The 12978-nt window shown below is 69.8% G+C and carries 13 protein-coding genes and 1 rRNA gene; 3 read left to right on the top strand and 11 right to left on the bottom strand.

Annotated features, from left to right (window positions below; translation table 11 throughout):
• Positions 1-74: 74 nt before the first annotated feature.
• A complete protein-coding gene (locus ACZ3TS_RS17355; RefSeq protein ID WP_467618608.1) occupies positions 75-386 on the bottom strand; it encodes a glutaredoxin family protein in 312 nt (103 codons plus the stop codon).
• A 173-nt stretch (positions 387-559) separates the two neighbouring features.
• On the opposite strand from ACZ3TS_RS17355, the gene ACZ3TS_RS17360 reads away from it, so the two are divergent.
• The 3 genes from ACZ3TS_RS17360 (at position 560) to ACZ3TS_RS17370 (ending at position 4908) form a co-directional block, all read left to right on the top strand.
• Positions 560-1486, top strand: coding sequence for an HAD family hydrolase (locus tag ACZ3TS_RS17360; RefSeq protein WP_467618610.1), 927 nt, complete (start codon positions 560-562; stop codon positions 1484-1486).
• A 1060-nt stretch (positions 1487-2546) separates the two neighbouring features.
• Positions 2547-3323, top strand: coding sequence for an ECF subfamily RNA polymerase sigma factor, BldN family (locus tag ACZ3TS_RS17365; RefSeq protein WP_467618611.1), 777 nt, complete (start codon positions 2547-2549; stop codon positions 3321-3323).
• 307 nt (positions 3324-3630) lie between these two features.
• Positions 3631-4908 carry a DUF5667 domain-containing protein gene (locus tag ACZ3TS_RS17370; RefSeq protein ID WP_467618614.1) on the top strand — a complete coding sequence of 426 codons (1278 nt, stop codon included), beginning with the start codon at positions 3631-3633 and terminating at the stop codon, positions 4906-4908.
• Positions 4909-4980: 72 nt separating this feature from the next.
• Here the strand turns inward: ACZ3TS_RS17370 and ACZ3TS_RS17375 are convergent, their stop codons facing one another.
• The 10 genes from ACZ3TS_RS17375 to rrf all read right to left on the bottom strand — a co-directional run.
• Positions 4981-6027 (bottom strand): lysophospholipid acyltransferase family protein, encoded by a 1047-nt coding sequence (locus tag ACZ3TS_RS17375; protein ID WP_467618616.1) that lies wholly within the window; start codon positions 6025-6027, stop codon positions 4981-4983.
• A gap of 14 nt (positions 6028-6041) precedes the next feature.
• Entirely contained in the window at positions 6042-7103 is a 1062-nt protein-coding gene (locus ACZ3TS_RS17380; RefSeq protein ID WP_467618619.1) for an NAD-dependent epimerase/dehydratase family protein, read from the bottom strand.
• Between the two features lie 334 nt (positions 7104-7437).
• Positions 7438-7536 carry a 30S ribosomal protein bS22 gene (locus ACZ3TS_RS17385; protein WP_003948845.1) on the bottom strand — a complete coding sequence of 33 codons (99 nt, stop codon included), beginning with the start codon at positions 7534-7536 and terminating at the stop codon, positions 7438-7440.
• 142 nt (positions 7537-7678) lie between these two features.
• Positions 7679-7891, bottom strand: coding sequence for a helix-turn-helix domain-containing protein (locus ACZ3TS_RS17390; RefSeq protein WP_004984898.1), 213 nt, complete (start codon positions 7889-7891; stop codon positions 7679-7681).
• Between the two features lie 129 nt (positions 7892-8020).
• A complete protein-coding gene (locus tag ACZ3TS_RS17395; protein ID WP_467618622.1) occupies positions 8021-8836 on the bottom strand; it encodes a phosphatase in 816 nt (271 codons plus the stop codon).
• A gap of 125 nt (positions 8837-8961) precedes the next feature.
• Positions 8962-10134 carry an acetoin utilization protein AcuC gene (locus ACZ3TS_RS17400; RefSeq protein ID WP_467618624.1) on the bottom strand — a complete coding sequence of 391 codons (1173 nt, stop codon included), beginning with the start codon at positions 10132-10134 and terminating at the stop codon, positions 8962-8964.
• Positions 10085-11296, bottom strand: coding sequence for an MFS transporter (locus tag ACZ3TS_RS17405; RefSeq protein WP_467618627.1), 1212 nt, complete (start codon positions 11294-11296; stop codon positions 10085-10087). The genes ACZ3TS_RS17400 and ACZ3TS_RS17405 overlap by 50 nt, the downstream gene beginning before the upstream one ends.
• Positions 11297-11362: 66 nt before the next feature.
• On the bottom strand, positions 11363-12064 hold the full coding sequence (locus ACZ3TS_RS17410; protein ID WP_467618629.1) for a VC0807 family protein: 702 nt from the start codon (positions 12062-12064) through the stop codon (positions 11363-11365).
• A gap of 106 nt (positions 12065-12170) precedes the next feature.
• Complete coding sequence (locus ACZ3TS_RS17415; protein ID WP_467618631.1) at positions 12171-12815, bottom strand: HAD family hydrolase; 645 nt, start codon at positions 12813-12815, stop codon at positions 12171-12173.
• 81 nt (positions 12816-12896) lie between these two features.
• Positions 12897-12978: ribosomal RNA gene (gene rrf / locus ACZ3TS_RS17420) — 5S ribosomal RNA — on the bottom strand; the annotation flags it as partial.

Genomic DNA, 12978 nt, shown 5'->3' on the forward strand with positions numbered 1-12978 from the left:
CCTCTACGATCCACCCCCCCGAGGCCCGTCGCCAACGATCCTAAGCGACTTTCCGGACCACTTGGACTGATCAGTCAGGTCACGGCGGGCGCCCCGGGGCTTTGGGTCAGGGCCTTGCGCAGGCGCTCCTCGTTCACCCGCCAGAAGGTGTGCTGCGCGCCGTCGACCAGCACCACAGGGATCTGCTCCCAGTACTGACGGTTGAGCTCCTCGTCCTGGGTGATGTCCTTCTGCTCCCAGGGCACACCGAGCTCACCGCAGACCTTCTCGATGACGCTCACTGCGTCGTCGCACAGATGGCACCCGGGCTTGCGGATGAGTGTGACCAGCCGGTCGTGGGGTTCCTGAGCGGTCTTGCGCCGAAAGATGGGACTCATGTCGGCCATTCTCGCCCCGCCGGGCCGCCGAAGGAGCCGTACGCCCATAACCCGGGGCACCTGGCCGACGGCAGGACGCCACGCCGACGGGATCGCTTCTTTAACGACACGGTCGCGGAGAGTTCACAGCCTTCAAACCTCTCGACTCCGGAAGTGCCGAACAGACTGGCTATGCTCACGACATGGCCGCTCTCGGATGGCTCACTCCCCGTAGGCGCTCCGCCACGGCGCGGAGCGTGTTGGCAGGCGAGGCCTCGGCGGAGGCAGCGCGCAAGTCCTCGCAGGACGCCGTCCCGCAGGACGTCTCCGACCGGGAACCGGAGTTCCCGGTCCTCGGCGACGACAAGGCCGCGGCGTTCTTCGACCTGGACAACACCGTGATGCAGGGCGCCGCGCTGTTCCACTTCGGCCGGGGCCTGTACAAGCGGAAGTTCTTCGAGACGCGCGACCTGGCGAAGTTCGCCTGGCAGCAGGCGTGGTTCCGGCTGGCCGGGGTGGAGGACCCCGAGCACATGCAGGACGCCCGCGACTCCGCACTCTCGATCGTCAAGGGCCACCGTGTCTCCGAACTGATGTCGATCGGCGAGGAGATCTACGACGAGTACATGGCCGAGCGGATCTGGCCTGGCACGCGGGCGCTGGCGCAGGCGCACCTGGACGCGGGCCAGCGGGTGTGGCTGGTCACGGCCGCGCCGGTGGAGATCGCGACGGTGATCGCGCGCCGCCTGGGCCTGACCGGGGCCCTCGGCACGGTCGCGGAATCGGTCGACGGCGTCTACACGGGCAAGCTGGTGGGCGAGCCGTTGCACGGCCCGGCGAAGGCGGAGGCGGTCCGCGCGCTGGCGGCGGCGGAAGGGCTCGATCTGTCCCGCTGCGCGGCGTACAGCGACTCCCACAACGACATCCCGATGCTGTCGCTGGTGGGCCACCCGTACGCGATCAATCCGGACACCAAACTCCGCAAACACGCCCGCGCGCAGGACTGGCGCCTGCGCGACTACCGCACGGCCCGCAAGGCGGCGAAGGTCGGCCTCCCGGCAGCGGCCGGCGTGGGCGCGGTGGCGGGCGGCACGGCAGCAGCCATCGCCCTGCACCGCCGCCGCCGCTGACGAAACCACCGGGCGCCTGCGGCAGCGCCGGTACGCCCTGACCGGCCCGTGCCACTCCGCCGTCCGCTGAACCGAGGGCGGACCGGCGCCTGCGGCAGCGACAGGGCCGGGCACCGCGGCCGCCCATCTGGGACGAACAGGCCCTTGCGGCCGCGACAGGCCCATCGCGACGACCCTGAACGGACCAAGCCGGACGACTGCGGCACGCGCCACGCCTCCGCCGCAGAACGGGCGGACCGGCACCTGCCGCAGCGACGGGGCGAGCACAGCGGCGGCCCCACTCGAGTGGACCGCGCGCTTTGCCGCAGCGACAAAGACACCGAGGCCGCCGCCGAACCAAGACGCCTGAACCGCCACGTCGGACACCCGCGGCACGCCAGACACCCCACCACCGCCGCCACCCCCGAACCCGGGACGGACCGGCGCCTGCCGTAGCGACGGGCCCACCCGACCCAGGCGAACAGGGCGCTATGCCGCAGCGACAAGCCCAGCACACGACGCAGCCGAACCAAGACGCGCCTGAACCGCCACGTCCGACACCTGTGGCGACGGCAAGTGCGGCATACCTCCACCGCTGAACCGGGGTCCGGGCGCCTGCCGCAGCGACGGGGCTCGGACCGGCGGCCACCGGCCTGGCAAGACCGGGCACCGCCACCCACGACAAGCGCGCCACCGCTGTAGGTGACTGGCTGTGACGCCGCGTCAACATCGCCGCGCCGCACGTCGCGTTCACCTGTACGCCCCGCCCGGAGGGCACCCGCATTCTGCGGGTCTTACCCCCGTACCCTCCCCACCACTCCCCTTGTGCCCACCCGGCCACAACACGCCCCGTACCCAGACGGAAGGCGGACTCAACCGATCAACAAACGGTCACTCTACGGCACTTGAGCGAGCGTCAATCGGTTACAGAAGCGACGTAATCGATGATTTGAGCAACTCGGTGTAGCACTGCCTGTACTAAGCGTTATTCTCCTCAGACGCAATCCGGTACCCCTCCGTCGCTACGACGGGTGAACGGTCCCGTACTGCACGTGATGGAAGCTCTGCCTCTGGGAGTCCCGTGTACCCACACGTCGGGGTTGACGCCTCGGGCCTGGCTACGCTGCGCGCAACGGTCCTCGACCTGTTGCGCGGCTTCGTCCCCACCGCGTACGCCGTCCCCGCCTTCGCCACCGCCGCCCCCGTCGGCCCGTGCTACGCACTGGCCGACGGCAGCGCCGCGGTCGGCGGCCGTCGGGGCCGCTCCGGCTCGGCCGCCACCACCGCACGCCGCCCGGCTGCGGACAGTGACAGCGCCCGCATGATGGACCTCGTGGAGCGCGCCCAGGCCGGCGAGGCCGACGCCTTCGGGCGCCTGTACGACCAGTACAGCGACACCGTCTACCGCTACATCTACTACCGGGTGGGGGGCAGGGCGACCGCCGAGGACCTCACCAGTGAGACCTTTCTGCGCGCGCTGCGCCGGATCGGCACCTTCACCTGGCAGGGGCGCGACTTCGGCGCCTGGCTCGTCACGATCGCCCGCAACCTCGTCGCCGACCACTTCAAGTCGAGCCGCTTCCGGCTCGAGGTCACCACCGGGGAGATGCTCGACGCCAACGAGGTCGAGCGGTCCCCCGAGGACTCCGTCCTCGAGTCCCTCTCCAACGCCGCCCTGCTCGAGGCCGTGCGGCGACTCAACCCCCAGCAGCAGGAGTGCGTGACGCTCCGCTTCCTCCAGGGCCTCTCCGTCGCCGAGACCGCCCGCGTGATGGGCAAGAACGAGGGTGCGATCAAGACCCTCCAGTACCGGGCCGTCCGCACCCTCGCCCGGCTCCTGCCCGAAGACGCCCGCTGAACCCCGCAGAGCCGCATCGAGCCGCCCCTCCGCCCCCGGCCGAGCCGTATCGCGACCACGCCCACCCCATCCGGCCGCACACGCTCCGCTATCGTCAACTCACCTTCCGTGCAGAGTCGTTGAGTTCGCGGTCCGATCATCCATCGTCCGTAACCCAAGTGCCGAGCCGCTCGTTGTGCGGGATACAGGCTCCCTGTGGTCACCCCCTGGCCGTCCCCGACCACTCGATCGTGTGGATGTAGTCAGGGCGTGCAACCCTCAGGATCCCCTGGGGAGTCGACCGTCATGACGAGAGGAGGTGCCGCCAGTGATCGCGAACGTATCGGCCCACCGGCGGGCGAACGCCTTCGCCCAGGCCCTGGAGGATCAGTCCGACGACCGGGGCACGGCGGCCGAGCAGCCCGGAGGACCGGCTCCGGCCCCGGCTGCTGCGGAACGGACCGAGCGGGCCCGCCTGTTGGCCCTCGCGACCCGTCTCGACGAGTTGCCCAGGCCGGCGCTCGATCCCGAGGTGAAGGTCGTCCAGCGCGCGCGGCTGGTGGCCGCGATGGAGGCCATGCTGCAGGAGGGCACGGCCCCGGGAGGCGAAGCGGCGGACCCTTCGATGCCCGTTCACAAGGGGAGCGCGGCGACTTCCGCAGAAGGGTGGCGGCGAGAGACGGGCGGGCGATCCCATCGGGCCCGGGGCGCTCACCGGGCAAGCCCGCTGGGGAAGTTGCGGTCCCGCACACGGCTCACCAAGGGCCTCGCCGCGGGCGGACTCAGCGTCGGCGTGGCCGCGGCCTCGTTCGGCGGGGTGGCCGCTGCCAGTTCCGACGCCCTGCCCGGGGACTCGCTCTACGGCCTCAAACGCGGCATCGAGGACGTCAAACTCGGCATGGCCGAGGGGGACGACAACCGCGGACGGATCTACCTCGACCAGGCGTCGACCCGTCTGAACGAGGCGCGTCGGCTCATGGAGCGCGGCCGCGGCGGCCAGCTCGACCACGAGTCCCTCGGCGAGATCCGCCGCACCCTCTCCGGCATGCAGCACGACGCGGCCGAAGGCCACCGCCTGCTGCACGAGGCGTATGAACGGGACGGCTCCATCGCCCCCATTCAGACCCTCTCGGCCTTCTCCGAGTCGCATCGCGATGCCTGGGGCGCCCTGCGCGACCGGCTGCCCGTCCAGCTCGGCGACGTCAGTCAGCAGGTGACGTCGGTCTTCGACGCCATAGACCAGGAGGTCGCCCCGCTGCAGTCGCTGCTGCCGCATGCCCCGTCCCAGGGCGGCTCAGGCAGCCCCGGGAGTTCCGCTCCGGGCACCACCGACTCGCCCGGCAGCGACGGACCCGCTCCGAGCGCCACCGGCGGCTCCGCCAGCGGAAGCCACAGCAGCGGCCGGCCCCAGCCGTCCACGTCCAAGAGCGACGGCGACGGCCTGCTCGGCGGCAGCACCGGCGGTCTGCTGGACCCGCCGAAGGACAGCGCCAGTAGTTCCCCTTCGTCGAGCAAGAGCCCGTCGTCGGGACCGAACGTGACGCTGCCGCCTCTGCTCCCCGGTCTCCTGCCGGGACTGGGCATCGACAGCGAGGAGAGCAAGTAGGGCTCGCAGCAGCCCTGACGCGGAACGGGGGCGCCCCTGGTCGAAGGGGCGCCCCCGTTCCGCGTACCGGAGTCAGAAGAACACCGAGCGCCGCTGCACCAGCAGCTTGTACAGCGTGTGCTGGATCTGCTCCCTGACCTGGTCCGTCAGGTTGAACATCAGCATCGGGTCCTCGGCGGCCTCCGGCGGGTAGCCGTCCGTGGGAATCGGCTCGCCGAACTGGATCGTCCACTTCGTCGGCAGCGGGATCGCGCCCAGCGGCCCCAGCCACGGGAACGTCGGCGTGATCGGGAAGTACGGGAAACCCAGCAGCCGGGCGAGGGTCTTCGCATTGCCGATCATCGGGTAGATCTCCTCGGCCCCGACGATCGAGCACGGGACGATCGGCGTGCCTGCGCGCAGAGCCGTGGAGACGAAGCCGCCGCGGCCGAAGCGCTGCAGCTTGTAGCGCTCGCTGAACGGCTTGCCGATGCCCTTGAAGCCCTCCGGCATCACACCGACCACCTCGCCGCGCTCCAGCAGCCGCTCGGCGTCCTCCGCGCACGCGAGGGTGTGACCGGCCTTGCGGGCCAGTTCGTTGACCACCGGCAGCACGAAGACCAAGTCGGCTGCCAAGAGCCGCAGATGACGGCCCGCCGGGTGGTTGTCGTGCACGGCGACCTGCAACATCAGGCCGTCCAGCGGCAGGGTGCCGGAGTGGTTGGCGACGATCAGCGCGCCGCCCTTCGACGGGATGTTCTCGATGCCCTTCACCTCGACCCGGAAGTACCTCTCGTACACCGGCCGCAGCAGTGACATCAGGACCTGGTCGGTGAGCTCCTCGTCGTAGCCGAAGTCATCGACCTCGTACTCACCCGTCAGCCGGCGGCGCAGGAAGGCCAGACCCCCGGCGATGCGCTGCTCCAGGCTTCCCTCCCGGGGTGCGGCGGGCGGCCTCTCCTCACGTGTCACGGGAACATCATCCTGCGGGACCGCCCTGCCGGGCAGAGGCTGGACCTCGCGGACCGCCGCGGGCTCACTCCCCCGCCGGCTCCCCGCGCCCCGGCGCCGCGGCGGCCGCTGCGCGGCAGCCCCGCGGGACCGGTCGTCGTCGAACGGAATGACCTTGGCGTCCGCCATCGTTGATGCGCTCCTCAGTTGGCGCTCTGCGTCGGGGGGTGGCCACCGCCCACGAAGGGCAGCGCGGCGATCCGGTCGACGGCCCCCGCGAGGGCCTCCGGCGGCAGCAGTCCGGGCCCACGGCTGCGCGCGAAGTCCGCGAACGTCTCCGCGGTCGTGTACTTCGGCTCGTATCCAAGAGTCTCGCGCATCTGGTCCGTCTCCACGACCCGACCGTGGGTGAGCAGCCGGATCTGCTCGGGAGAGAAGTCCGTCATGCCCAGGGTGCGCATGGCCGAGCCGACCCAGGTGACCGCGGGCAGCAGCAGGGGCACGGTGGGCCGGCCCAGGCGCCGCGCGCACTGGGACAGCAGCAGCACCCCGTCCCCGGCGATGTTGAACGTGCCGCTGTTGAGCGTGCCGCGCTGCGGCTCGTGCGAGGCGATCCGCAGCACCTCGATCACGTCGTCCTCGTGCGCGAACTGCAGGCGCGGGTCGTAGCCGAAGACGGTGGGCAGCACCGGCAGCGAGAAGTACGACGCAAGGGGCGAATCGGCGCTCGGGCCGAGGATGTTGGCGAAGCGCAGCACACAGACCGCGACATCGGGCCGACGCCGTGCGAAGCCCCGTACGTACCCCTCGACCTCGACGGTGTCCTTGGCGAAGCCGCCGCTGGGCAGGGACTTGGGCGGGGTCGTCTCGGTGAAGACGGCCGGGTCACGGGGCGCGGAACCATACACGTTCGTGCTGGACTTCACGACCAGCCGTTTGACCGTCGGCGACTTCTGGCAGGCGCCGAGCAGCTGCATGGTGCCGATGACGTTGGTCTCCTTGACAGTGGCCCGGCTGCCGCTGCCCAGCGGGGTGCCGGTCACGTCCATGTGGACGACCGTGTCGACGGAGTGCTCGGCGAGCACCCGGGCGATGGTGGGCTGGCGGATGTCGGCCCGGATGAAGTCGGCGGAGCCCAGATGGTGCTCGGGCGGGACCGCGTCCACCGCGACGACGCGGTCGACCTCCGGGTCACGCTGGATCCGTCGTACGAACCGGCCGCCGAGCCGGCGGGCCACCCCGGTCACGAGCACGACCTTGCCCAAGATCAGCGCCTCTCTTCCCGTCGCGTCCAGTAGTGGACGTACCTCTGCCCGCTAGCCTGCCGCGTTCCCCGTGTGCGGCCAACTTACCGGGTCGATGTTGCGCTGTGATGACCGCCCGATGCACGAAGTGACGACACCCTCGAACGCACGATCAGACCAAGCCATTTGACCCACAGGCGTACGCACAGCGGGTTGCGACCCGGCGGCGACGGGGCGACCGCCAGACCTCGCCGGGAGCCACCACCCGGAGATGACAAGGGCCCCCCACCGGTGGGTGGGGGGCCACAGCACGCGCTCGCGCACAGAGCAAAGGTGCCCCTGGCGGGGCCGCACCTTACTTCTTGTTGCGACGCTGAACGCGAGTGCGCTTGAGCAGCTTGCGGTGCTTCTTCTTCGCCATCCGCTTGCGCCGCTTCTTGATAACAGAGCCCACGACTACCCTCGCTCACTTCTCATCACTCGGTGCTGGGCGCCATGGGCCCATACGACCTACGAGGGGCTAGCCTACCCGCCCGAGCGCTGAGGTCGTAATCGAGGTGACCCGGGAGGCCGCACAGGGCCTCGCCGGGCCGCCGTCAGGCCGTCTCGACCCCCACATAGCTCTCGCGGAGGTACTCGTGAACCGCTTGCTCCGGCACCCGGAAGGACCTTCCCACCCGGATCGCCGGCAGATGACCGCTGTGCACCAGCCGGTACACGGTCATCTTCGACACTCGCATCACCGAGGCGACTTCCGCCACGGTCAGGAACTGAACCTCGTTCAGAGGCCTCTCGCCAGCTGCAGCCATGACACACCTGAACCTTCCGCACTCGACGGCCACCGGCTTCCCCTTCCGGTGACTCTTCGTCGCTGCGTGCTCACTCCCCAATGTAGGGGCGGGTGATGCGAGTGGGGAAGAGGGGATGCCATCGGCGGCCTACTGTGACAGACACGCTCGATCGAGTACATAGCGAGTAAGCGGTCGGTAGTAATCAGACCGCACAGCGTCATCAAGTGGAACGACGACGGACACCTGCCCCTCTGCCTCCCCCACGAAGAGCGCAGGATCGTCCGTATCGGCGAGACCGATCACCTCGAACCCCAGCTGACCTGCTCCGCAGACCCAGCCGTGGTCACCGATGACGAGATCGGGCAACGGCCCGCCGGTCTCCGCCGCGGCGGCGAGCACGGTGCGAACCGGGAGCGGCGAGTGCGCATGTGCGCCGGGCTCACAACCGGCTCCTCCGGGCTCCGGGTTCCTTACGATGGCGACACCTCGTACGTAATCAAGGTTGTACGTGCGTAGACCGAACCGGGTCGTTATGTCGACACAGTGACCCTGCGCCGGGGTGAGGACAGTACATCCCGCCGCCGACAGGGCGTCCGCCAGCGCGGCGTAGAAACCGAGCAGCCGGTGCGGGTGACCGGTACCGAGAAGGACCGTAGCCCTGTCCTGCGCGGCCTTGCCGACCCGCTCGGCGAAGGCGTCGAGTCCCTCCAGGGTGCGCTCCGGGTCGATGACATCATGACCCGAGACATGCCGAGGATCGGCCGAAACTCCACACTTGTCCGCCATCAGCTCGATCACATCCCGATGCCCCCATGTCCATTCGGGATCGAGCCCGATCAGCACGCGGGGGTCGCGGGCGGCGAAGAGCCGATAGCTGCGCAGGCTCTCCTCGCGCGAGGTGGCCACGGGCCCGGCCAGCCGGGCGGCCAGCAGATGTGCACGCAGTGCTCCGGTGCTCAACACGTCAGCGATGCTGGCCCACCCGCCCCCACCGCACGTCCTGAATGCGAGAAACACCCCACAGTCGGCGTAATCGTGCGCCCCCGCGCACCACCCCTACCGCACAGGCCACGCCACGCGGCGACCGGCTACGCCAGCAACCCCCGCAGCGGAAACACCGCCTTCCGCACCGCGAGCACCGCCTGGTCGAGCCGGTCCGCCGGGTCGTACCCCGACTCCCAGCCCGCGTACGACACCGGCCACCGCCCGTCCGTCATCCGCATCGGCGCCAACTGCCGTGTACGGGCGAAGACTTCCTGCCGCCAGCTCTCCGGGATCACGGTCTCCGGCTCGATCGGCCGGCCCGCCGCGATCGCGACCAGATGCGTCCACGAACGCGGCACGACCTCCACGACCGCGTATCCGCCCCCGCCCAGCGCGACCCAGCGCCCGTCGGCGTACTCGTGCGCCAGGTCGTGACACGCCACCTGCACGGCCCTTTGCGCGTCCAGAGACACGGCCAGGTGCGCGAGCGGGTCCTCGAAGTGGGTGTCGGCGCCGTGCTGGGTGACCAGCACCTGCGGCCGGAAGTCGGCGAGCAGCTCCGGCACGACGGCGTGGAAGGCACGAACCCACCCCGCGTCCCCCGTCCCGGCCGGCAGCGCCAGGTTCACCGCGCTGCCCTCCGCGCTCGGGGCGCCCGTCTCCTCCGGCCAGCCGGTCTGCGGGAAGAGGGTGCGCGGATGCTCGTGCAGCGAGATGGTCAGGACTCGCGCATCGTCCCAGAACGCGGCCTGCACCCCGTCCCCGTGGTGCACGTCCACATCCACGTACGCGATCCGCTCGGCGCCCAGCTCCAGCAGCCGGGCGATGGCGAGCGAGGCGTCGTTGTAGATGCAGAACCCGGACGCGCCGCCCGGCATCGCATGGTGCAGCCCGCCGGCGAAGTTCACGGCGTGCAGGGCGTCCCCCCGCCACACGGCCTCGGCCGCCCCTACCGATTGCCCGGCGATCAGGGCGGACACCTCGTGCATCCCGGCGAAGGCGGGATCGTCCAGGGTCCCGAGCCCGTACGACCCGTCGGCGGACGCCGGGTGCGCGGACGCGACCTTCACGGCCGCCACGTAGTCCTCGCGGTGCACGAGCCGCAGCGTGGAGTCACCCGCGGGCTTCGCCGCGACCACCTCGACGTTCCTGTCGAGCCCGAAGGCGTCGACGAGTCTCCTGGTCAGCGCGAGCCTGACCGGATCCATCGGATGGTCCGGACCGAAGTCATAGCCCGTTACTGCCTCGTCCCACATCAGCTGTGCGCGGCCGCTCATGCCCGTCACGGTATCGGTCCGGTCCAGGCTTGAACGAACGGGCGTACACCAGTGTCACCAGGACCAACGCCATCGGCACGAGCATGGCGCCCCGGTAGCTCCAGGCGTCCCCGAGCGCGCCCACCAACGGCGAGCCGATGAGAAAACCCACGTAGTTGAAGATGTTGAGGCGCGCGATAGCCGTGTCCGAAGCCCCGGGGAAGAGCCGCCCGGCGGCAGCGAAGGTCTGCGGTACGAGGACACACAGCCCGAGACCCAGCAGGGTGAACCCGAGCATCCCGACCCACGCTCCCGGCGCCCCCGCCACCACGGCGAACCCGAGCGCCGCCACCAGCGCACCCAGCCGTACGACCACCGCGGCCCCGAACCGCCGCACGCCGAAGTCCCCGATGGACCGCCCGAGCAGCGTGGTGACCATGTAGACGTTGTACGGAACCGTCGCCAACTGCTCCGAACCTCCCAGCGTGTCCTGCAGGTACTTGGCGCTCCAGTTGGAGACGGTCGAGTCCCCGATGTACGCGAAGGTCATCACCAGACAGAGCGGCAACAGCAGCCGGAAGACGACGGGGCCGGCCGTCGCCTCCTGCGCGTCCGCATCGGGCCCGCTGCCGTCGACGTACCACCGGCTGCCCACGAGCGTCGCCGGAAGCAGGACCACGAACAGCGGCAGATACGACACCCACAGCGCAAGATGCCAGTGCGCACCCACCCAGGCGAGCGAGGCGCCGACGATCCCTCCGAGGCTGTACGCGGCGTGGAAACCGAGCATGATGCTGCGCCCGTACGTCCGCTGGAGGCTCACCCCGAGCATGTTCATGGAGGTGTCCAGGGCGCCCACGGTCAGCCCGAACGCGGCAAGCGCGACGCCAAGTTCGGCCATGTGGTCCCCGGTCCCCACACCGAGGAGGGCGAGCAGCACGACGGGTTGCGACCAGCGGAGCAGCCGGCTCGGCCGTACGCGCTTGACGAGCTGCTCGGTCGTCACACTGCCCACACCCGCGAGGATCGGCACGGCGGCGAGGAAGACGGGGAGCAGCGCGTCGGAGACCCCGTACCGGTCCTGGATGGCCGGGATACGGGTCACCAGCAGGGCGAAGGTGGCGCCTTGAGCGAAGAAGCTGAACGCCAGAGAGGCCCTACCGCGCCGCAGCACATCTGTCATGGCGGCGAGAGTAGGGCCCCGATCTACCGGTGGGTAGATCCAGCCGAAGATGAATTTTGCTCAGTTTCACCGTGCGGCAGCGACAACCGCGGTGGGCGCGGCGGCACCCTCGGCCTTCACCTCGGCGATGAGCATCTGCGCCATCGGACCGGCGGCGAGACCACCGCTGATGACGAACCCCAGCGCCATCGCGACCATCAGGATGACCGAACCCAGCCAGACCATGGTGTCCACCGGAAGCGTGTAGGCGCCCACGACCCGCACCACGCACTCGGCGAGCAGCACCACACCCCACACGACCGAGAACACCCGCTCGGCTCGCCGGAAGGCGGCGGAACCACTCTGCAGCCGCGCCCAGGCGGCCTCCCGGCCCGCGTCCCCCTTCACGAGCCAGGGCTTCATGCCCACCGTCATCATCGGCTTCCCCATGGCCACGGAGACCAGGATCCCGATTCCGATCACGCTGCTCACCCCGCTGTCCTTGGCGAGCATCAGCCGTGGGTCGCCGGCCACGAAGCTGAGAAGCAGCCCCACGAGGTTCACGAAGAGGATGAGCCCGGCGAGTGCGTTGATCTTCCGCTCTCCGACCACGCCCCACACGGTGCGCACGGCCGGCACGACGCTGCTGAGGCCGAGGGCCATGAGCGTGCTCATCCCGAACCCGTCCTTGAACAGATAGTACGAACCGACCGGCACCGCGACGTCCATGATCAGCGGCATGAAGTTCTGCTTCTTGCTCTGGCCCTGGGAAACCGTGTTCGTCGTCATGCCCCCAGCTTCGCCGCCGGGACGGGCCCACCAGTAGAAACGATCGTCCGGAGCTCGGCATGACAAATGTCAGTGCAGCTCCGGTTCGCCCGGGTCACGGGCGAGGTCATACCAGCAGGTCAGCCAACTCCCCCATGGAGGAGAAGAGTTGGGTCGCACCTATGAGCTTGGCGGCCGGTGTCATCGCGGTGAACCCGTACACGTCCATCCCGGCGGCGACGGCGGCCTGCACGCCGAGCGGACTGTCCTCCACGACGACACAGTTGTCCGGCGCGACCCCCATCCGCTCAGCGGCGTACAGGAACAGATCCGGCGCCGGCTTCCCCCGTCCGACGTCCTGCGAACTGAAGACCTGCCCGTCGTCGAACCACCGGGCGAGCCCGGTCGTACGGTGCCCGACCCGGATCCGCTCGTGACTCCCGGACGACGCCACGCAGTACGGCACCCCGTCGGCGGACAGCTTCTCCAGTACGTCCACGACCCCGGCCACGGGCTTCAACTCCCGCTCGAAGGCGGCAAAGACGCGGGTGTGGAAGAGGTCGTCGAAGTCCGCCGGCAGCCGCTGTCCCGTGCGCTCGTGGACGAGGTCGTGGACCCGGTGCATCGCGGACCCCATGTAGTCACGGATGGAGTCCTCGTACGTCGTCGGGTGCCCGAGCTCGGTGAGGTAGGCGGCCAGGAGCCGATTGGAGATGGGCTCGCTGTCGACGAGGACGCCGTCGTTGTCAAAGATCACGAGGTCGTAGCGCATGGGTACGAGCCTAAACGAGCCGGAAATGCCCGAAAACGCAGAAAACCCCGCACCATACGGTGCGGGGTTTCCTCAAGATTTGTTCGGCGGTGTCCTACTCTCCCACAGGGTCCCCCCTGCAGTACCATCGGCGCTGTAAGGCTTAGCTTCCGGGTTCGGAATG

This window comes from Streptomyces sp. NPDC022910, from assembly GCF_055561075.1.